The organism is Leptospira levettii (assembly GCF_002812085.1).
GTDB classification, from domain to species: Bacteria; Spirochaetota; Leptospiria; order Leptospirales; family Leptospiraceae; genus Leptospira_A; species Leptospira_A levettii.
The window spans coordinates 771,147-791,393 of the sequence record NZ_NPDM01000001.1 but is presented as its reverse complement, the minus strand read 5'-3'; the positions used below and the strand labels follow the sequence as shown (position 1 = coordinate 791,393).

The following is a 20,247-nucleotide window of genomic DNA, read 5'->3' as shown; positions in this document are numbered from 1 at the left end:
TGAATGTTATACCTAGAAGAAGAAAAAACTAGCCCAGCTATTATCAAAGTCATTGGTGTTGGTGGTGGTGGAATGAATGCCGTCACAAGAATGGTCCATTCCAAAATGACAGGTGTTGACTTCATTGTAATGAACACCGACGAACAAGTATTACTCAAATCTCCTGTTGAAGTTAAGATTCAACTTGGTAATAAAGTGACTCGAGGTATGGGTGCTGGTGGTGATCCAGAACTCGGAGAAAAAGCTGCCTTAGAAGATAAGGAACGAATTGTATCTGCTTTAAAAGGAGCAGACATGGTGTTTGTCACTGCCGGTATGGGTGGTGGAACGGGAACAGGAGCTGCTCCAATCATTGCAGCCATTGCAAAAGAATTAAAATGTTTAGTTGTTGGTGTTGTGACTGTCCCTTTTTCATTTGAAGGGAAACGAAGAGCAGAACTTGCCAAACAAGGAATTGACCAACTCCGTGCGAATGTAGATACCCTCATCACCATTCGTAATGATTCTATTTTCCAAGTTGTTGATAAAAATACACCAGTGGACATGGCCTTTCGAGTGATCGACGATATCTTGTTAAATGGTGTTCGTGGAATCAGTGATATCATCAACCATCCTGGAATCATCAATGTTGATTTTGCTGATGTGAAAACCATCATGAAAGATACGGGTGATGCGATATTGGGAGTAGGGGAAGGACGTGGGGAAACCCGCGTGAGTGAATCAGTGGAACAAGCAATCAACAATACCTTACTCGAGGATTCGAGTATCCAAGGTGCTAAATCCCTTCTCATCAATGTGACAGGTGGTAATGACCTCACCATCCATGAATGGAATGAAGTTTCCCAAATCATCACGGCCCAAGCAGATCCAGATGCCAATATCATCATTGGTCTCAATGAAGACGAGAGCCTAGCCGACCAAATCCGAGTGACAGTGATTGCCACAGGTTTTTCTAAAAAAGGAAAACAATACCAGAGAGAACAAAAGGTTGTTGGATCCGAAGAGTCAATTTCACCAATGGTGTATCTCAAAAAATCGGATGAAAAAGAATCTGGTTTTTCAAAAGAATCAGAAGTTCCAAGAGGGATTCGTCAAAGTAATCGAAGTTTTGGAGCGCAAAAACAATCCTCCCCATTTCAGAATTATGGAGAGGATTATGATATTCCTGCTTTTTTACGTAGGAAAAACGATTGATCTAAAATAAGAACTGTTAGTTGGAGTAGGATCTCACCGATACGAATAAAGGTTTTCCTTCTTCCACTAACAATTTTCTCGGCGCACTTGTCACAACAGAACCTGGTGATTCTACTTTAAAATCATATTCACCTGGTGCTAAAAAGATTCGTTTTACTTGAAAATTGGAAGGAATGGTCCGCCAACAACGAAGGTCTGGTGCGATGGTTTGTGAAACCGCAAGGCCTGCTGCAGCACCAGCTGCCACACGAATGAGACTGGAAACTAGGTCATTATTTTTCCCTTTTCCACCAGACTCAATTGCTCGTGCCATTGCTTCCGATGCAATCACGGCTGCGACTACCTTCAGCGATAAAGAAGTTAAGTTTTTGGTGATGAGAGCTTTGTAGTTCTCATTAAAATTGTTCATTGCCGTTTCGGAGTAATTGTTCATAATATCGGAATACCCAACATCCACTCCATTGATGTAATAACGTTTCGGAAGGGAACCTTTTGGATCTCTTTCTTTATAAATGGGGATTGGATTCTCAGCTACAGAAAGAGCAGCAATGGCTCCAGCAAGGGAAGCACCAGCTCCTTTGGCACGTAATCCAACTTCTACTGCACCACGAAGGGCAGCAGCAAAGTATTCATCTTCAATGAGTTTTCCCCTAGACATTTTGATCGCAGATTTTCCAGCCTCGTGAATGATGATAACTTCTGAAAGTTTTTCATTTTCGGGTGAAGTTCTTTGCATAGAACGATTGTAAGCTTGTAAGCTTGATCGGCCAGCAGAGTATTTTGATTGGTCTGAGGAATCTCCTTCCCTATAAGCTAACATATATCTGTCGGCAATTAGGTTTTGGCTTTTGCCAATGAGTTGTTCCATATTTTTGTATTGAACTCTTGCATCATTATAACGACCAAGTTTTTCCGATACATAGGCATCGATGAGGCGAGCTGCATTGTTTTGGCGGTATTCTGCTGCCAAAAAACGCATTTCTTTCAGTTCAAAATCCAAACGTCTGAAATAAATTTTTGCGTTATTGGTGTCACCTTGTAACAGGTAATTGTTCGCAATATAAAACTTAATCATCACCCTTTCAAAATCTTCCCCGGTATAATTGGATTCGTTATCCGAAAGGATGAACGAAAGCCCAGACCGTGTCATACTGACTTTGATATTGTCTGCAATGTCTTCTGCTTCTTTGAAAACTTTATTGGAAGTAACGTAGTCACCTTTGGTATGAAAGATCATACCAGCTTCCATCAAAAATAGAAGTTTGTCCTTATTCGATGAACCTTCAAACAGTTCTCTAATTTTAGGAATGGCAGAATCATAATCCTGTCCGTAGTATGCTGATTCGGTTGCTTGGATGACTTTGTTGTAATCACTGGCACAACCGAGAATGAGAAGAAAAAGAAAGAGAAATGATTTTTTCATGCAATAGTGGAAGGGATTACCAACTAACCCCTTTGTTTCCTCGAACTGCTAATTTTCTATACGATACCTTTTCTGACCAAACCGCAATGGTGGTTTCCACTTCTACGAGTTCGATGTTAATCGACTGCTCAACGATTTTTTCTCCATTCGATGTGAACATGTTTTCGTTGATATCACAACGTACAAAAAAGTTAGGAGACTTCAATTTTCCAATGGATAAACGATTGGAAGTGAGTCCGGACAAACTGAACTGAATTTCATTGAGAGATTGTTCTCTTGTTTTGGTACGAACTGTGTAAATTTTGTTTTTGATGAGTTTGGATACAAACGCATTGTCAAAGAGTTCCGTTTGGATTTGTTCCGATGTATCGTTACGTGTAGGGAAGTGTGCCACAAAAACACCTTCTTCATGTGGGTTTTCTTTGAAATACTCCCCAATTTGGCCTGCTAATTTTTCGGCCGCTTTCACCAATTCTTGGCTAGTCAGTCCACCTGAGTCGGAGATATAATCATCAGCATTGTCGAGTCTTTTGGGACTAGAACTGCATTGGAATAAGAATCCTACTAAGAGAAAGGAGAATAGAATTTGTTTCATAACCCCACTTATATGGGGGATGGAAACATGTCTTGTCAATTCCAAAAATCCGATTTCAATTCCTCGATTTTAGAACTACGATAAAAAGTTTTTTCCTCTTCGGACATTTCCTTCATTTCCCTCTCGTAGATTAACTCGACTACCTGTCGGTAGAAGGAAGGGCTTTCCCAGGATTGGATGTCCCATTTTTCCTCTTGGTAAAGTGCCGCTTTTTTACGAAGGAAAATGCGTTTTCGTTCCCTTGCATAACTATAGGGATTTCTCTGAATGTAATCTTCCAAAAAAGACAATAAAATCACGGGAGGCGATGTGGGGTGTTTTGGAAAAATAAGTTCATTTAAAAATTTGGGAAAAATTTCTTCCTTAAGGCGGTTTACGGCCGTTAGTTTTTCATATTGGGAGAGGGAAGGAGAAGATTCAATTTCCAAACTTTTGTCCTTCCAATTCATAAAAGCGACATAGACAGCATATAAAACATGCCCTCTTTCATCTGGAAATTCTTGGAGTAAATAACGGTATGTTTCTTCTCTGTCCCCTTTCCAAAGAAAAGATTCCTTCCCTCGAATTGTTTCTAAAAAATCCCTGAGATCACTTGGATACCCTGACCCTTTTAGGACCTCTGGGCGATTTTGTAACCTCTGCCAATAGATCTCGGATCGTGAATCAAAAGAGGATTCTTTGGGATTCTCTTTGGATTTTTTGAGAAAAAGGATATAGACAAGACCACCAAGTAAGAAGGAGAGTAGAATTGTGATGAATAGGATGAAGATGGTTTTCTTTTTGTTCATTGGCATTGTGTGTTTGTACTTTGCCTGTACGAAAAAATCCAGTGAAGATTCAAATTCAGAACTATTGAGTACGTTACTCACTCAAGGGAGCCCTGTACAATCTGCTTGTCAAAGATTTATTCTGACAGAATCAAATTGTGTGGCAGTTGCGGATCTCAGCACAAACGTATGCCCAGGTCTTATCTCCAAATTAAAAGCACAAATCCAACCAAGGGAATTGAGTACGGATTCAGTCGCTGTTTTGTATTTTGATTGTTTTTCGAAAATTAACTTAACTTATAATATTGCAAAAGCATGTAACCAAAGTTCATTTGCCTCCAATTCCGAATATAGAAGAGTCCAACGTACAGGTACATCCTCTGCGGAAACTTCATGGCAAGAAGCAATGAACCAATGTGGTTCTCTTGAGAATTCCGTTCCACCCGTCGATTCGGGGCTTCGTGAAACAGACACCGTACTTGGGTCTGACCCTTTCCAATGATTGTTAATAGGAGTATAAAATGTCACTAGTCACCAAAGACCAATTGGTTCAAAAATTAAATCCCATTTACCTTCCTCATGAAATTGAAGAACGTATCCTCCCACTTGCTGAAGAAATCAACCGTTTGAAAAAAGAAAAAAATGCTGTGATCCTCGGTCATAATTATATGACACCCGATGTGTTTTGGGGAGTGTCTGATATCATTGGTGATTCATTGTATCTTTCTAAGATGGCAAAAGAAACAACTGCCTCCATGATTTTGTTTAATGGAGTACATTTTATGGCGGAGACTGCCAAAATTTTATCTCCTGAAAAAAAGGTACTCATTGCCGATCCCAAAGCTGGTTGTTCACTTGCTGAATCCATCACACGCGATGATGTCAAAGCATTAAAAGCAAAATACCCAGGTGTCCCTGTTGTTACGTATGTGAACTGTTCGGCGGAAGTGAAAGCAGAAACTGATGTTTGTTGTACTTCAGCAAATGCCGTACAAATTGTAAATGCAGTGGAAGGGGACACGGTTATCTTTTTACCGGATGAATACTTGGCAGGAAATGTTAGGAACCAAACTACCAAAACCATTATCTCTCATCCCGGCCGTTGTATGGTTCATGAAATGTACACTCCAGAAGATATCCGATCCGCGAAACGTTTGTTTCCTGGTGGTGTTACTGTCATCACTCACCCTGAGTGCCACGAAGATGTTGTAAAAGAAGCAGATTTTTCTGGATCTACATCACAGATGGTTGATTTCATTCGTAAGAGTAAAACTGATAAAATCATGTTAGTGACAGAATGTTCGATGGGTGATAATTTACGTGCTGAATTCCCTGAAAAAGAATTTGTATCAACATGCCAAACATGTCCTCATATGAAAAAAATTACTCTGGAAAAAGTTAGAGATGCATTGTTAAAAGAACAATTTGAAATCTTTTTGGATGAGGAAGTGATTTCACTTGCCCAAAAATCTGTAAATCGTATGTTAGAGTTGAGTTATAAAAAATAGTATGTTTAGAGTTGGAAACGGAATCGATTTTCATAAATTAATCCATGAACCATTTCGCCCCCTAATGCTTGCGGGTGTGGAAGTGAAATCGGAATTTGCTTTTTTGGGGCATAGTGATGCGGATGTAATTTTACATGCAGTAGCAGATGCTATTTTAGGTGCATTGGCCCTTGGTGATATTGGAGTTCATTTCCCTGACACTGACCCACAGTATAAAAATATGAAATCCTCAATGATCATTGATAAATGTTTAGATCTTCTAAAGGAAAAAAAATTCAAACTCATCAATGTGGATTGCACCTATGTTGGTGATCATCCCAAAATAAATCCAATTCGTGCTGAACTCAATGAATCTTTGGCAAAAATCACAAAACTTCCGTTAGACTGTGTTTCCATTAAGGCGACTACCTCGGAAGGGATGGGAGCTTTAGGTAGAAGTGAAGGTGTGATGGTGATGGCAACTGTGCTCATCGAGAGCACAAAAAAACACGATTAAAATTTTTTTTCTTTCCCAGTGGCGATGTGGTTTAAATCAGCATCGCTAAAGAATAAAAATAAAAGTTTCGAAAGGAAATTGGGAGCTGTTTGGATTTCTAAAATTCCGTGGATACGAACACCGTTCTCAGTGGGATCCAATTGGTAGGTTTCTTTTAGAACTCCGTAATGTTTGAATCCTTGGCTTTCGATTTGGAAAGAAATTGTCGGTGTATTTGTGACAGAAATTGTTTTGCATTTCACCGTTTCGCCCAAGGATTTTGATTCCCATTCTTCACCCACGACAGGTGCTCGAAAGGATTTTGGTTGGAAGGATTCATACAAATTCTTTAAGGTTTGGTCAGGTTTTAATTTTACCTCCCAAGTACGTTCCAAACGAGTTTCCTTTTGGCTTACGACGGCAAAAACAAAAACAAAGAGAAAGATTCCAAAAACCCTTAGATACCAAATCATATCTCCATTGAAAAATCTATTGCCTAGGGATCGATTGAAATTTATTTTTCTCCTACCGGAGGGGAAACTTCGGGAGGGTTTAGCCACTGCATTCTGCTAGAGAAATATCATCAAAACGCGTATCAGGCCTCATCCAAGTGTATGAGCGTGAACAAAATCTATCGATTCACACGAACCCTTTTCCAGAGATTTTAGATGATACCACCTACAATCGTATTCTTAAGGATCCCAATTATTGGATTTCTCAGTCTTTAGAAGATAAAATCATCCAACAAATTTCCACCTCACTCGATATTTCAGGAATTTTATACCATGTAGGAACTGAAGCATTGATTACCAATGCCTATGATTTGTTACCACTAGATGATTCTAGGATTGATTTAGTGGAAATGATTTATAGGTTACCAATTTTGATTGGTCGCCTAACAAGAGTAGTTTATTTAAATGTAAAACCGATTTCAGACAAACATGTGAAATTTGTTTTTACCTACCTTCCTGAGTTCCAAGAAAAATGGTATGATGCAGTATTTTTCCAAGGAATGTTAAATGGCCTAGCTGTCCTTTTTGAACTCAAAGAATTTAATATCCGAATGACAAAAACAAAACTTTTTGGCATTCACATTTCTCATAAAGAACTGGGTGAAGAAATACAATTTGGTTCCGATGCAAACGAATATGAATTGGAATGGAAAGATGAAGTTTTGTATTTATCTAGATCACATCTAACAAAAGAAAACGTCTCTTCTCGCCATCGTGTGATGGTTACCTCTCGCTCAGAAACAACATTGGAAGAGATGTCTATAGTTGATGTAAGAGATGTTGTTGGTAAATCACGTGAGCTTGCAATTGAAAATCGTGATTTGGAAGCAGCCGTTGAAGTATTGAAGTCTTTCAAACAAGAGTTAGAAAAAAAACAACTCTCGATGGCAAAGGATCTTCGCCTTGCCAAAAACATCCAAAAAGGATTGATACCTGAAATTATCCCAGATTGGAATGGGATTCAATTTTGGACGGGATTTAGTCCCATGCAAGAAGTGAGTGGAGATTATTACGATTATTTTCCATACCATACTGATAAGTTAGGTGTTGCTGTTTGTGATGTATCGGGTCATGGAGTCCCAGCTGCCTTTATCACTGCACTTTCGAAAATGTTATTTTCGAATTTTAAAAAACCAAAACCCTCTGAAACATTTAAACTAATCAATCGAGAGTTACTAGACCTTGTCAAACAACAAGGTTACACCACTTGTGTTTATCTGCTCATCCACTCTGATTATAAAGTTGTTTATTCAATTGCAGGCCATCCAAGACCCATTTTATTCCGCAACCGAACTGGTAAAGCAGAGGTCTGTGAAGGAGAAGGAACATTTTTAGGAATGTTTCCTGACGCTGGAGATACATACCGTGACTTACACCTGCAATTAGAACCTGGAGATAAATTATTCTTATACACAGATGGTTTAACAGAAGCTGAAAATGATCACGGTCATGCATTTGGAGAAAGTAAACTTTTACAAATGATCGAAGAAAATGCAAATGCCACAATCCAAGAAACAGTTGAATCCATCATGAACCATCATAGAGAATTTACGATGGGAACAGACGCAATGGATGACATCACTTTACTCGGATTACAGTTGTCACCACGACTAGAAGAGTTTCATCAGATTAAATTACAAGGTGATAGAGCCTATCACCAAAAAGAATACCAGGTTGCAGTCAATTGTTATGAAAAGGCACACCAAATTTTACCAAGAGAACTGAATACTCAGCTCGCGTATGGAAAGGCTTTGGCATACTACGGTAAGTTTGATGAAGCCATTGGTATGTTGGAATCTTATAATAAATTTAAAACCAACCATTTTAAATCACATGCAATTTTAGGTTATTGTTATTACCAAGTGGAACAATACGAAAAAGCCGAATTGGAATGGAAAAAAGCTTATTCCATTAATGATTCGAACCTATCTAATTTATATAATTTAGCACAACTTTATCGTAAATTGAATCAAAAACAAAAAATGAAAGATGTGATCGATAAAATGAAATACATAGAATCCACGTATTTACATATCCTTCCACTGGAAAAAAAGTGGGAGTCGTTGCCTGATGAATCAAATTAAGGTTATTTTACTTTCTCTTTGTTTTTTTCATTTTAGTTTTCCAAAAGACCATAGTTTCCATTCTGATTTTAGTTTGGAATGGTGTTATTTTGTCGGCCAACTCCAGACCGAATCAGGAAATTCATACGGTTACGAACTTTCGTTTTTTCGATTGAAGTTTTCTGATGATGAGAATTGGAATCCCGAATTGTTTCCTGTTCATTTTGCAATTTCAGATCTTTCGGGACGTAAACATAAAACTGCACAAACCATCAAACGGAACTTAAGTGGTCTAGCTGGTTATGATCAAAGTAGAATTTATAGTGGTGAATACGAATTTCAAATTCTTTCAAAAGATAAGTTTTTAATCAAAGCAAAACCTAAATCAAATGAAATCGCAATTGAATTCACTTTAGAAGGGGATGGAAACATTTTGTCCCAAGGAAAAAATGGAATTTCCATTAAATCTAAACGAAATCCAAATATATTTTCGTATTACTATAGTTATCCGAGATTAAAAACTAAAGGCCAATTGGTTTTTTTGGGGAAAAAAGAAACCATTGTTTCAGGAAACTCATGGATGGACCATGAGTGGAGTGAAAAATCATCTCAAAACATTCCTACCTTAGCAAAAGGCCAATCAGGTTGGGATTGGATTTGTCTCATGGATGAAAGGGGAGGTGACTATGTATTTTTTCGGTTTAGAGAAGCACCGGAACAAACACCTGAAATATTTGGGACTTATCGTGATGCAAAAGGTAAAGTAACTTATTGGAATGATCCAAAAGATATCCAAATGGTTCCCATTGGAACTTCCTGGAAAAGTAATCAAACAAAAATCACATACCCTTTACATTGGAAGATCAAATACCCTGGTGGTGAGTGGATTGTTTCACCAATTTTCAATGAACAAGAGTTTGATGGAAGTGTTTCCACAAAAACTATCTATTGGGAAGGGGCGGTTTTGGCCAAAGATCCAATGGAAAAAAAGTCTGCCAAAGGATATTTAGAATTGAAAGGTTATCAAAAATCGAAAGACTGGTGGGAGTTCTAAACCATGTGGAAATATTTTTTAAAACGATTTTTATTAATTTTTCCTACTCTATTAGGAATCACTTTTTTAGTTTTTCTCATTTCTCATTTTGCGCCCGGTGGCCCACTGAATAGTGAAATTGCAAAACTCAAAGGTGCGGGTAACTTAGCGGGAGCATCAACCAAACAAATTTCCCAAGAAGAAATTGAACTCATCAAAAAAAGACTTCATTTGGATAAACCTGCACCTGTTGCCTATTTTTATTGGTTAAAACAAATTGTTCAATTTGACCTTGGAGAGTCTAGACTTCATTCAAGAAAGGTTTCTGATCTCATCGTTGAAAAACTTCCCGTATCTTTGTTTTTTGGACTCTCTGGTTTTTTTCTTACCTACTTTATTTGTATCCCACTTGGAATCCAAAAAGCACTGAAAGAAGGCAGTCATTTTGATTTCATTTCAAGTTTTATCATCTTTTTTACCTATTCATTGCCAGTTTTCGCCTTCGCAATGTTACTTTTGTATTTGTTTGCTTCAGGAGAAGTTTTTTCTTTTTTTCCATTGGGACATGAAGTATCGGATTTTTATGAGGATTTAAGTGTATGGGGCAAAGTAAAAGATAGATTGGCACATATGTTTTTACCTGTGATTTGTTATGTGGTTGGTAGTTTTGCTGTGCTGACATTACTCATGAAAAATAGTTTGTTAGATCAAATTGCAAAAGAATACGTACGCACTGCACTTTCTAAAGGTCTTAGTTTTTCAGATTCCATTTTTAAACATGCATTCCGAAACTCACTCATACCCATTGCAACAGGATTTGGAAGTAATCTAACTTTAATATTTTCTGGATCCTTATTCATTGAACTTGTTTTTAATATTGATGGAATGGGTTTACTTAGCTTTGAAGCCGTGCGAGAAAGGGATACTGATTTGATGATGGGCCTTCTCCTCGCACAAAGTTTTTTAGGTCTTATTGGTAAAATTGTCTCAGATTTTTGTTACATTCTAATAGATCCAAGGATTGATTTCGAATGAAATTTATCTCCAACCCGGCAAACATTCGTAAGTGGGAAAAATTCAAAAAGAATAAAAGAGCCTATTATTCATTACTTGTGCTCTTTTACACATATCTAATTTCTTTGTTCTCTCCACTTCTCATTAACAACAAACCATTGTTTGTATTGTATGAAGGTTCAGTTTCGTTTCCCATTTTTCAGTTTTATCCAGAAACTAAATTTGGTGGGAATAATTTAACGGAACCAAATTATAAAAAATTAAATCGAGAACCCAGGTTCCAAGATTCTTCCAATCGAATGGTGTTCCCACCGATCCCATTTGGTGTGAATGAAGATAATTTGGATAGTTTAGAGGAAGGAACCAATCCACCTTCCAAACCAACATTTCGGCATTGGATGGGGACAGATGATCGTGGTCGAGATGTGTTTACTCGTATTGTTTATGGGTATCGATTGGCGATGACATTTAGTTTGATTCTTATCGTAGTTGAAATTCTGCTAGCTTCCTTTATTGGAGGGGTACAAGGTTATTTTGTTGGACGATTGGATTTATTTTTGCAGAGGTTGATTGAAATCCTATCAGCAATACCATTCCTCTATTTAATTCTCATCATGGGTTCTTTTTTTGGCAGGGGATTTATGGTTCTAATTGTCACTTATGGATCACTCAGTTGGATTGGACTTAGTTATTATATGCGTGGTGAGTTTTTAAAGCTCCGCAAACAACAGTTTGTTGATGCAGCAAAAACTTTAGGTGCCTCATCTTATTCCATCATCATGCGTCATTTGTTACCAAATTCACTGACACCTCTTGTTACCTTTTTGCCATTCATACTCATCTCTGCGATTTCTGTTTTATCCGCTTTGGACTTTTTGGGATATGGAATCCCTGCTCCCAATCCGTCTTGGGGGGAACTCATTGGCCAAGGGAGAGAACGATTAACAGCTTGGTGGCTCATTACCTTTCCATCGGTTGCCTTATTTTTAACGATCTTGTTCTCTGCATTTGTGGGAGAAGGATTAAGAGATGCATTTGATCCAAAAGATAAGGTGGTTTACGAATGAACCCCAATCAGATAGCGATTGAAGTTGAGGATCTAAGTGTCCATATCAAAACAGATGAGGGGACGTTACCAATTGTCAGTGGGATTAGTTTTCACTTAAAAAAAGGGGAAACATTAGCGTTAGTTGGCGAATCTGGTTGTGGAAAATCCATTACATGTTTGGCGTTAACCAAGTTATTACCTACTAACACTACCTTATATCCTACGGGATCCATCATATTTGAAGGAACCAATTTATTAGAGTCATCCAGTGAAAAACTAAGGTCTATTCGTGGAAGGGAAATTGCCTATGTATTCCAAGAACCTTTTTCTTCTCTCAATCCATTACACAAAATTGGAAACCAATTAATAGAAAGTTTTTTACTACATGGACTTGGTTCCAAAGAAGAAGCTGAAAAAAAGGCAATTTATCTATTAGAACGAGTTGGAATCACAGATGCCAAACATCGATTGGAACAGTATCCTAACCAATTTTCTGGTGGGATGTTACAAAGAGTTTGTATCGCAATGGCACTTATGTGTGATCCAAAAATTTTGATCGCAGATGAACCTACAAGTGCCATAGATGTCACCATCCAACTTCAGTTAATTGAATTGCTGAAAGAACTAAGAAAAGAACATGGAATGTCAGTATTATTCATATCACATGATATTGGTCTAGTGAGCCATATTGCAGATCGAATTGCAGTAATGTATGCTGGTAAAATCGTGGAACAAGGAAGTGTGGATATGGTGATAGATTCACCTAAACACCCTTATACCAAAGCTTTGATCTCTGCTTATCCATCTCATGAAAATATTGGAAAAAAATTAGTAACAATTGAAGGTATTGTTCCTTCACCAAAATCGTATCCAAGTGGTTGTCGCTTTCACACTCGTTGTAAAGAAAAATTAGGAATTTGTGATACAGTAATCCCGAAACCAACCCAAATATCCGACTCTCAAATAGTGGAATGTTTTTTATATGGAGGAAAAGAAAGTGCTTAATGTAACAGACTTAGTTGTTTCTTACAAACAATCCCAATCTCTTTCCTTTTCGACAAAACGCCTCGTAGCAGTTGATTCCGTACACTTTTCCATTCCAAAAGGAAAAATTTTGGGACTTGTTGGTGAGTCAGGTTGTGGAAAATCAACTATAGGCCGTGCCATTCTTTCTTTATTGCCAATTGACCAAGGTTCCATTCATTTTGAAGACAAAGACATCACAAACATTTCAAAAGAAGAACAAAAAAATTTAAGGCGAAAAATCCAAGTTGTTTTTCAAGATCCTTATTCTTCATTAAACCCTCGTTTTACGATAGAAGAGATCATCACAGAAGGTTTACAAATTCATTTTCCAAAAATGAGTTTGGCTGAGAAAAAAGAAAAAGCAATCAAAGCTTTATCAGAAGTCAATTTGCCAGCTGACATTTTACATCGGTACCCACATGAATTTAGTGGTGGGCAAAGGCAAAGGATTGCGATTGCAAGAGCATTAATCTTAGAACCAAATTTAGTTGTTTGTGATGAAGCTGTATCTGCTTTGGATATCTCCACACAAGCCCAAGTGATCAATAACCTTCTTTTTTTAAGAGAGAAATATGGATTATCATATTTGTTCATATCACATGACTTAAATATCGTAAAACATGTTTCTGATCGAATTGCCGTGATGTACTTAGGCCAAATCGTAGAAGAAGGGAGTCGGGATGAAATCAGCAATCATCCACTCCACCCTTATACCAAAGCTTTATTTTCCGCTAGTTTTGATTTAAAACAACGAAACAAAATTTCAAAACCTCTTGTTGGGGAAATCCCAAGTATTATGAACCAACCAAAAGGTTGCCGGTTTCATACAAGGTGTCCGATTGCAAAAGAGATTTGCAAATCAGAGGAGCCAAAGGAAATTTATCCTTCGGAACTACATCGTGTGAAATGCCACTTTCCGATGTTATGAATTTGTTGTGAAATTATCCTTACGAGATACAATCAAAGGTGTAATCGGGAAAACACTTTTAACATTTATATTTGTCATATCAATGACAATGTTTTTTATATTGTATCCGCTGTTAGCTGATCCCGATTATTACAAAAATTTAATTCTTGAGTCTACCTATAAAATGACTCAACTGAATGTGAATTACAAAAATTCAGAACCAGTATTTTTCCCCTTCCCTGGTATTGAGTTAAATGAAGTTACAGTTTCTAAGGCTGATGATGAAATTATCCACGTCCAAAAACTTCGTATTGAAATATATTATGGAGTGTTTGTTGGTAAACCATTAGAATTAAGAAAAATTTATTTAAATACTGGCACAATTGAAATCACCAGAGAAAAAGATGAATCATTTCCATTATTTGAAAAACTTTCAGAACAATCCTTAGATGAACCAAATTTATCATCTAAAAACAAATCCAAAGTTCAAATTGATAATCAGGAAGAATCACCTGAGGAACTCTATTTTTCCAAGGTGTTTGTTAATTTAGTTAATCAAATTGAAATTAAAAACATTACAATTTTATTCGATGATCAACTGTATTCTCGAAAAATCAATTTATACCTTTGGGGAACAACGCTTCATATAGACCATGATTTACGGAATATTGATTTTTATTTGTATGGAAAATTAAATAATGAACCCATTACTTTAAGTGTCGATTTTCTTTTTGCCGAAGATAAATTAACATATGAAACGTTAAGATTAGAAGGTGAGTTCCAATTTCAAAACGTAAGAGGCATCGATTTACATGATATTTTAATCATTTTTACAAGAGGTGATTTACGTTTTGTAAAAACATCAGGTGCTATCCCATTTTATAAAAGAGATGAATCAAAAATTTATGCTGTAGTTGACCAATTACATGTACAAGACTTGGCATTAAAAGATGGTAAAACGTTTGCCGATGGTCACGTTTCGACTCTTATCAATTATGATAGTAACGAAGACAAATTGTCATTTGCCAATATCATTGTTGAATGGAAAGGAAAATCAAAACTATATGGATCAGGTTTTGTAAACTTTTTAAAACCTCCACTTTCACCAACTGTTTCCTTTGAAGGAACTTCCGACTATTTAGATGTTCCAACTATCATCAAGGTTTCGAAAATTTGGATCGATCCTGATTTTGAAAAATCAATCCTGACTCGTGGTTTGCCAAGTACTGGATATGCAAACAGAATGAATGTTTATTTGAACTTTCATTTTCGAAATTTAACCATCGTCGATTTTAAAGCAGATTCATTAAAATTAAATGTGCATTATGCAAAACGAAAGTTAAACATCAATCGATACGAATTAAAAGTTTATGATGGAGAAGTCATTGGTACAGGTGAATATCGTTGGTTACAACCTGTTGGTCTTACATTAAAAGGTGAAATTAAACATGTTTCGATTGCGCCAGTTTTATCAGACATTTTTAAAATATCCCCAATCACAGGGAGTATAGATTCGGAATTTGTAATCCTTTCACCATCTGATACCGAAGATGGATTGGTTGATAATTTACAAATTGTTGGGAATATTAATGCAAAAAATGGAGAATTATTAAGTTATACAAATATATTAAAACCCATCAGTTCCATTGGTAGTGTTATCAATTTAAAGAAAATCGATTTTAGCAGAGCTACACCTTATAATGAACTCAAATTTGATTTTCAGTATGCAAATGAAAACATTGAAATTAAAAACTTTGCTTTAAAAGCTGATGGCATCGCAGGTTCAGGTGGTGGAAAAATAGGATTTAACAAAGCCATTGATATGAAGTTTACGATTGGTTTTCCAGGAGTTGCAGGTAAGGCATTAAAACTTCCCATTATTTACCGTGGAACATACGGAGTTTCTTCGCCATTCATTGATCCCATTTGGTTAGGTTCAGTATATGCAGGTACAATTTTTTTAGCTAGCCCTGCAGGTGCAGCCGTTGGAGGTATTGCTGGATCTGCTATGTCTGACTATGTAAACCGAGCGGTGGAAAATGTAACAGGTGGTGTACAAAAAAGTTGGAAAGGAATAAAATCTATATTTGGTGGCAAGGAAGAAGAAGAGAAAAAAGAAGAAAACACCAAAGAGAAATTTCCTTAGTATTTTCCTTTTATAAAGTTTGTTAGCTGATCATTTCTTAAATTACTCTAAATACTTCAATTTTCCTTATCGTTTCGAATGGGAATGCCTTCATTTTGTAAAATCCTTAGCGCATTTGTGGAGCCAGAAACTCCATCTCTAATCTGATAATCAAAATCCATCTTACCATTGGTTTCTAGTTCCGTGAAATGGTATCGTTTTGCCGAGTTCATCTCAGCAAGTTTCAGATCATGTGTTGTCAAAAACACGATGCAGTTTTTTTCGCGTAAGACAGCTAAAATTTCACGGGTGGCAATATACCTTTCTTTTGAATTTGTCCCTTTTAAAATTTCATCTAAAAATAATATGGGGATTTTCTTTGCGTTGTCTGCACTGTGAATGATGGAAGCGAGTCTTCTAACTTCTGAATAAAAAAAGGAAACTCCATCTTCCATTGAGTCTTGTGAACGTATTAAGGTATGAATTTGAAACTCTGGGTATTCAAAACCATTTCCTAATACAGGTGCTCCTGATCCAGCAAGTAACAATGACATGGCGATCGATCGCATATAAGTTGTTTTTCCACTCATATTCGAACCTGTGACGATCATCAAATCCCCTGGATTCATTTTTGGTAATGGATTGAAGACACGATTTGTTTTAGGAATCATGGGATGGACCAGTGAATCCGATGTAAGAGTTCCATCATTGCTAATCGTTGCAAAGTTTGCTTCAGGGTTTAAGAATCCAAAATTGACCATAGGAAGAAGGGAATCAATTTTAATGATTTCATTTTGTAATTCATTCCAATGGAAGGAATATTGTTGTTTCCATTTTTGTAAGGATTTGATTTTCCACAGGTCCCATAAACAAAGAACATTTAGCACCAAATGGGGAAGCGGAGAAACCAAAAGTTCTGAAGAATCTCCTAGGTTTGCAATTTTTGATAACATTTTTTTTGTGAAATTTCTTTCCTTCGAAAGAAATAAAAATGTTTTTTGAAACCGAACGGATGATTGGCTTAAGGTTTTAATTTCCTTCCAAATCAAAGTGGATTCTTTTCGATAACTTAGGAATAAGATTCCATTGGTGAGTAATAAAAGAGGAATGAATGGTAGATCAAATAACAAACCTAAGATGATGTAAATTGGTGAGAAGATTCCCCATATAGGAAACAACCAACGTAGCCAATTTCGTTTGTTCCAAAAATTGATTTCGTTCTTAGTCGAAGGGATTTCAAATTTTTCATTTGGTTCCCCCTCCAAAACTAAAAACTTCCTCATCAACTGGAATGTTTTGTTTTTTTGAGTTAGGATTGTTTTGACTAAGGATTTGTCTGAAATGGTATACCGATCTTCGATTGGTTCTTGCAAAAATCGGAACAAGTAGGAATGGAATCCTTCTTTTGTGATGGTAATGTCAAAAACTCCCAAAAACCCTTGTTTGGTGCAAAGATCCAAATCAATGGATAATGGATGGTTTCTGACTTCAATTGGATATTCCCAAAGTTCTCTTGTTTTTAATTTTTTAAAATCTCCAGAAAGACGGAGTAATTCTCCTTCTAAAAATTGAAGGGTTCTTTTCGCAAAATCCAATTGTGACTTTCGATTTGAGTACAATCGAACAAGGTATACAAAGGGAACTAACACGAGAAGGGAGAATCCATATTCTTTCCAGGTGAGTTTGGTTAGATAACAAAAAGAAATCGCAAATAAAAAGGTTATAAAAGTGGATAATCGAAAAACCGAAACGATTCTAAGGCGGTTGGATAAAAACTGAATTTTGGATTTGTATTTATTTTTCCTTAAGGAAAGGAAAACATAGGTTGGATTAGTGGAAAAGTGGTCGTTCGTAATTTTCTTCTTCCCTACGAGAAATCTCTGTATCGAGGACACGGATGAGACTTCCTAAGTCATTTAATCTCCATTTGTCGATGAGACGTCCTTTCTCGCGACCAGAAAACTTATCCAAATACAGAGTACCAAATAGGTCTTCTCCATACTCATAAGCGACAAAGCGCCCGCTTCGTCTCCCTGTAGAATTTTCCAATCGAATCGTCATGAACGAATACCAAAAATCAGAGAAAAAAAAATAGTACAAGCAAAATTTTTTACTTCAGGATATTCATTTTTCGGCGATACATATATCGGGGGGAGGCTACCTACCACGGATGGTGGGAACCTTCAAAATACAGAAACCCCGGAAACCGGAAAGCACGGAGGCTTGTATGGATTTCTATCCTGATATGAATTTGGAGTTTAAAAGCTCTTTCGTTAAAACCAACCAGTTTTTTGCTAACACAGAAGACGAATCCCTTCTCCCACAAAAAGGTCTTGCGGCACGTAACCTACTGAACCTTTCGCAGATGACCAAACTCCACGAAATACGCAAACGCCATTTGAAAAAAGGACACCAACGCGAAGGGTTCCACTGGGACTAATCATCTAAATTTCTCTTGACCATCTGAAAGTAGAGTCTATCATAAAGACCGCTTTTAGATGGAGAGATATGGCAAATAACCTAGCAGAAGTTTATAAGGAATCCGCAGAAAAATTTGGTCCAAGACCAGCATTTTGGTATAAAAATGCACAGAAGGATTACCAAGCACTTACCTATAAACAACTTTACGAAGATGGTATCGCACTTGCAGAAGCCCTAATTGATTTGGGTGTAAAAGCGAGAGAACATGTTGGCGTATTAGCTGACAACCGAGTCGAATGGATCATAGCCGATTGTGCTGTGTTAACTGCTGGAGCGGCAAATGTTCCACGCGGATCTGATATCACTGATTCGGAAATCGTTTACATTTTAAACCACTCGGAAGCCAAAGTTGTTTTTTTAGAAAACGATAAGGTTTACGAAAAATACAAAAACAACAAGTCCCAGGTGAAATCGGTAAAAACCGTGATCATCATGGACAAAGACACCAAACTCAAGTCAGGTGCTGGGATTTTACACTTCTATGACCTATTAGAAAAGGGAAAGGAACTTCGCTCCAAAGGGAAACGAGAAGCAGAAAAACGGATGTCTGGAATCAAACCAGATGATTTGTACACTCTCATTTATACATCGGGAACGACTGGGATGCCAAAAGGTGTAATGCTTATGCATTCCAACATGATCCACCAGATGCATTATGTGGTACCTCGTGTTGCAAAAGTGACTCCAGACGATCGTATGTTGTCCATTCTACCAGTTTGGCATATCTTTGAGCGAGTTGTGGAATACTTTGCGATCATCAATGGTGGTTCTACGTATTATACAAAAGTAACTGAACTTCGTAATGACATCCAAAAAGCAAGACCTACCTTTATGGCATCTGCTCCAAGGGTTTGGGAAAGTATTTATAACGGGATTTACACTCGTATCAATGATCCAAAACAAACACCTCCTGTCAGAAGGTTTTTGTTTAAGGTTGCATACTTTTTCTCGAAACATTACCATGCAGCGGTTCGATTTCTCAAAGATTGGGAAGTGGATTACGAAGGAAGAAACATCCTTCAATCATTATTTCTTTCCATTGTATCAGTCGTTAAATTGTTGTTAACTGGACCGTTTACAGTAACAATCCTTTCCCTAATTGCGTCTCAGTTTTTGGTGCCAGAAGAAAGTGCCCTCAAAACTCCACTGTATGTTTTGGCTGGTCTTGGTGTGCTTTTTAACTCTTTAACTTTGGATCGCATTGTGCTTTCTAAAATCAGACAAGCGACAGGTGGCCACTTACGTGCTACACTTTCTGGTGGTGGGGCTCTTCAGAAACACGTAGATGCTTTTTTTATGGATATCGGGATCACAGTCCTCGAAGGGTACGGTATGACGGAAACGGGACCTGTGATTTCGGCTCGGACATTTGACCGACCCATTATGGGTTCTGTTGGGGATATTGTTCCTCTCAGCCAAGTACAAATCCGAGATGATGCTGGGAATGTCCTTTGCCACATCGACGACAAAAAGAATATCATTTTTGGAAAGTTAGGTGTCAAAGGTGTAGTCCATATCAAAGGGCCTCAAGTGATGAAAGGGTATTACAAAAACCCAGAAACCACTAAAAAGACCATCGTAGACAATTGGATGAACACGGGTGATATTGGGATGATCAATTTCAAAAAAACCCTGACACTCACTGGCCGTGCAAAAGATACCATTGTCTTACTCGGTGGGGAAAACGTAGAACCAGTACCTATCGAAAACAAAATTGATGAGTCACCTTACATCAAACAATCGATGGTTGTGGGACAAGACCAAAAAGTTCTCGGAGCAATCATTGTTCCTGACTTTGATGCTCTCATCCCTTGGGCTGAAGAAAATGGAATCACTGAAAAAAGTCCTGAGAAACTCATTGTTCATCCAAAGGTAGTGGACTTCTACAAAAAAGAAGTTCGCAATTTTAACAGTGTTAAAACTGGATTCAAAAACTTCGAACAAGTACAATACGTAACTCTCATCACAAAACCATTTGAAGTTGGGGACGAACTCACAAACCTCATGAAGATGAAACGACATGTGATCACAGAAAAATACAAAGACAGAATTTTGGAGCTCTACAAAAACAGTTAA

General features: G+C 37.3%; 19 protein-coding genes. 13 read left to right on the top strand and 6 right to left on the bottom strand.

Annotated features, from left to right (window positions below):
- Positions 1–3: 3 nt before the first annotated feature.
- Positions 4–1,194: a cell division protein FtsZ gene (gene ftsZ, locus CH354_RS03625; RefSeq protein ID WP_100725436.1), complete on the top strand. Its 1,191-nt coding sequence runs from the start codon at positions 4–6 to the stop codon at positions 1,192–1,194.
- A 16-nt stretch (positions 1,195–1,210) separates the two neighbouring features.
- Here the strand turns inward: ftsZ and CH354_RS03620 are convergent, their stop codons facing one another.
- Genes CH354_RS03620 through CH354_RS03610 form a run of 3 tightly spaced genes read right to left on the bottom strand, consistent with a single transcriptional unit; the run spans position 1,211 to position 4,006 of the window.
- On the bottom strand, positions 1,211–2,617 hold the full coding sequence (locus tag CH354_RS03620; protein ID WP_100725435.1) for a COG3014 family protein: 1,407 nt from the start codon (positions 2,615–2,617) through the stop codon (positions 1,211–1,213).
- A 16-nt stretch (positions 2,618–2,633) separates the two neighbouring features.
- Positions 2,634–3,212 carry a penicillin-binding protein activator LpoB gene (locus tag CH354_RS03615; RefSeq protein ID WP_100719688.1) on the bottom strand — a complete coding sequence of 193 codons (579 nt, stop codon included), beginning with the start codon at positions 3,210–3,212 and terminating at the stop codon, positions 2,634–2,636.
- A 35-nt stretch (positions 3,213–3,247) separates the two neighbouring features.
- The gene (locus CH354_RS03610; protein WP_100725434.1) at positions 3,248–4,006 is read right to left on the bottom strand and encodes a hypothetical protein; all 759 of its coding nucleotides are present in this window, start codon (positions 4,004–4,006) and stop codon (positions 3,248–3,250) included.
- On the opposite strand from CH354_RS03610, the gene CH354_RS03605 reads away from it, so the two are divergent.
- From CH354_RS03605 to ispF, 3 genes are read left to right on the top strand one after another with little or no spacing between them, the layout of a single operon-like run.
- Positions 3,981–4,481 (top strand): hypothetical protein, encoded by a 501-nt coding sequence (locus CH354_RS03605; RefSeq protein ID WP_372487255.1) that lies wholly within the window; start codon positions 3,981–3,983, stop codon positions 4,479–4,481. The genes CH354_RS03610 and CH354_RS03605 overlap by 26 nt on opposite strands.
- Before the next feature lie 19 nt (positions 4,482–4,500).
- Complete coding sequence (gene nadA, locus CH354_RS03600) at positions 4,501–5,487, top strand: quinolinate synthase NadA (protein WP_100725433.1); 987 nt, start codon at positions 4,501–4,503, stop codon at positions 5,485–5,487.
- Position 5,488: 1 nt separating this feature from the next.
- A complete protein-coding gene (gene ispF, locus CH354_RS03595; protein WP_100725432.1) occupies positions 5,489–5,983 on the top strand; it encodes a 2-C-methyl-D-erythritol 2,4-cyclodiphosphate synthase in 495 nt (164 codons plus the stop codon).
- On the opposite strand, the gene CH354_RS03590 is transcribed toward ispF, so the two are convergent.
- Positions 5,980–6,435: a hypothetical protein gene (locus CH354_RS03590; protein WP_100725431.1), complete on the bottom strand. Its 456-nt coding sequence runs from the start codon at positions 6,433–6,435 to the stop codon at positions 5,980–5,982. The genes ispF and CH354_RS03590 overlap by 4 nt on opposite strands.
- A gap of 137 nt (positions 6,436–6,572) precedes the next feature.
- Between CH354_RS03590 and CH354_RS03585 the strand changes: the two genes are divergently transcribed.
- Genes CH354_RS03585 through CH354_RS03555 form a run of 7 tightly spaced genes read left to right on the top strand, consistent with a single transcriptional unit; the run spans position 6,573 to position 15,711 of the window.
- On the top strand, positions 6,573–8,558 hold the full coding sequence (locus CH354_RS03585) for a SpoIIE family protein phosphatase (RefSeq protein WP_100725430.1): 1,986 nt from the start codon (positions 6,573–6,575) through the stop codon (positions 8,556–8,558).
- The gene (locus CH354_RS03580) at positions 8,545–9,591 is read left to right on the top strand and encodes a lipocalin-like domain-containing protein (protein ID WP_100725429.1); all 1,047 of its coding nucleotides are present in this window, start codon (positions 8,545–8,547) and stop codon (positions 9,589–9,591) included. The genes CH354_RS03585 and CH354_RS03580 overlap by 14 nt, the downstream gene beginning before the upstream one ends.
- A gap of 3 nt (positions 9,592–9,594) precedes the next feature.
- The gene (locus CH354_RS03575) at positions 9,595–10,605 is read left to right on the top strand and encodes an ABC transporter permease subunit (protein ID WP_100719683.1); all 1,011 of its coding nucleotides are present in this window, start codon (positions 9,595–9,597) and stop codon (positions 10,603–10,605) included.
- Positions 10,602–11,651 (top strand): ABC transporter permease, encoded by a 1,050-nt coding sequence (locus CH354_RS03570; RefSeq protein ID WP_100719684.1) that lies wholly within the window; start codon positions 10,602–10,604, stop codon positions 11,649–11,651. Before CH354_RS03575 ends, CH354_RS03570 begins: the two co-directional genes overlap by 4 nt.
- A complete protein-coding gene (locus CH354_RS03565) occupies positions 11,648–12,637 on the top strand; it encodes an ABC transporter ATP-binding protein (RefSeq protein WP_100766282.1) in 990 nt (329 codons plus the stop codon). The genes CH354_RS03570 and CH354_RS03565 overlap by 4 nt, the downstream gene beginning before the upstream one ends.
- Complete coding sequence (locus tag CH354_RS03560; protein WP_100719689.1) at positions 12,630–13,586, top strand: ABC transporter ATP-binding protein; 957 nt, start codon at positions 12,630–12,632, stop codon at positions 13,584–13,586. The genes CH354_RS03565 and CH354_RS03560 overlap by 8 nt, the downstream gene beginning before the upstream one ends.
- A 7-nt stretch (positions 13,587–13,593) precedes the next feature.
- Positions 13,594–15,711, top strand: coding sequence for an AsmA family protein (locus CH354_RS03555; protein ID WP_100766281.1), 2,118 nt, complete (start codon positions 13,594–13,596; stop codon positions 15,709–15,711).
- A gap of 56 nt (positions 15,712–15,767) precedes the next feature.
- On the opposite strand, the gene CH354_RS03550 is transcribed toward CH354_RS03555, so the two are convergent.
- Complete coding sequence (locus CH354_RS03550; RefSeq protein ID WP_243395948.1) at positions 15,768–17,339, bottom strand: MutS-related protein; 1,572 nt, start codon at positions 17,337–17,339, stop codon at positions 15,768–15,770.
- Positions 17,340–17,520: 181 nt separating this feature from the next.
- The gene (locus tag CH354_RS03545) at positions 17,521–17,751 is read right to left on the bottom strand and encodes a hypothetical protein (protein ID WP_100725929.1); all 231 of its coding nucleotides are present in this window, start codon (positions 17,749–17,751) and stop codon (positions 17,521–17,523) included.
- A gap of 166 nt (positions 17,752–17,917) precedes the next feature.
- On the opposite strand from CH354_RS03545, the gene CH354_RS03540 reads away from it, so the two are divergent.
- Both CH354_RS03540 and CH354_RS03535 read left to right on the top strand, forming a co-directional pair.
- On the top strand, positions 17,918–18,130 hold the full coding sequence (locus CH354_RS03540; protein WP_238760335.1) for a hypothetical protein: 213 nt from the start codon (positions 17,918–17,920) through the stop codon (positions 18,128–18,130).
- 68 nt (positions 18,131–18,198) lie between these two features.
- A complete protein-coding gene (locus CH354_RS03535) occupies positions 18,199–20,247 on the top strand; it encodes an AMP-dependent synthetase/ligase (protein ID WP_100766279.1) in 2,049 nt (682 codons plus the stop codon).

Bases quoted from the DNA above. Each gene is read 5' to 3' on its own strand.
- ftsZ (WP_100725436.1), top strand. From the start codon at position 4: ATGTTATACCTAGAAGAAGAAAAAACTAGCCCAGCTATTATCAAAGTC.
- CH354_RS03620 (WP_100725435.1), bottom strand. From the start codon at position 2,617: ATGAAAAAATCATTTCTCTTTCTTTTTCTTCTCATTCTCGGTTGTGCC.
- CH354_RS03615 (WP_100719688.1), bottom strand. From the start codon at position 3,212: ATGAAACAAATTCTATTCTCCTTTCTCTTAGTAGGATTCTTATTCCAA.
- CH354_RS03605 (WP_372487255.1), top strand. From the start codon at position 3,981: ATGGTTTTCTTTTTGTTCATTGGCATTGTGTGTTTGTACTTTGCCTGT.
- CH354_RS03610 (WP_100725434.1), bottom strand. From the start codon at position 4,006: ATGCCAATGAACAAAAAGAAAACCATCTTCATCCTATTCATCACAATT.
- nadA (WP_100725433.1), top strand. From the start codon at position 4,501: ATGTCACTAGTCACCAAAGACCAATTGGTTCAAAAATTAAATCCCATT.
- ispF (WP_100725432.1), top strand. From the start codon at position 5,489: ATGTTTAGAGTTGGAAACGGAATCGATTTTCATAAATTAATCCATGAA.
- CH354_RS03590 (WP_100725431.1), bottom strand. From the start codon at position 6,435: ATGATTTGGTATCTAAGGGTTTTTGGAATCTTTCTCTTTGTTTTTGTT.
- CH354_RS03580 (WP_100725429.1), top strand. From the start codon at position 8,545: ATGAATCAAATTAAGGTTATTTTACTTTCTCTTTGTTTTTTTCATTTT.
- CH354_RS03575 (WP_100719683.1), top strand. From the start codon at position 9,595: ATGTGGAAATATTTTTTAAAACGATTTTTATTAATTTTTCCTACTCTA.
- CH354_RS03570 (WP_100719684.1), top strand. From the start codon at position 10,602: ATGAAATTTATCTCCAACCCGGCAAACATTCGTAAGTGGGAAAAATTC.
- CH354_RS03565 (WP_100766282.1), top strand. From the start codon at position 11,648: ATGAACCCCAATCAGATAGCGATTGAAGTTGAGGATCTAAGTGTCCAT.
- CH354_RS03545 (WP_100725929.1), bottom strand. From the start codon at position 17,751: ATGACGATTCGATTGGAAAATTCTACAGGGAGACGAAGCGGGCGCTTT.
- CH354_RS03540 (WP_238760335.1), top strand. From the start codon at position 17,918: ATGGATTTCTATCCTGATATGAATTTGGAGTTTAAAAGCTCTTTCGTT.
- CH354_RS03535 (WP_100766279.1), top strand. From the start codon at position 18,199: ATGGCAAATAACCTAGCAGAAGTTTATAAGGAATCCGCAGAAAAATTT.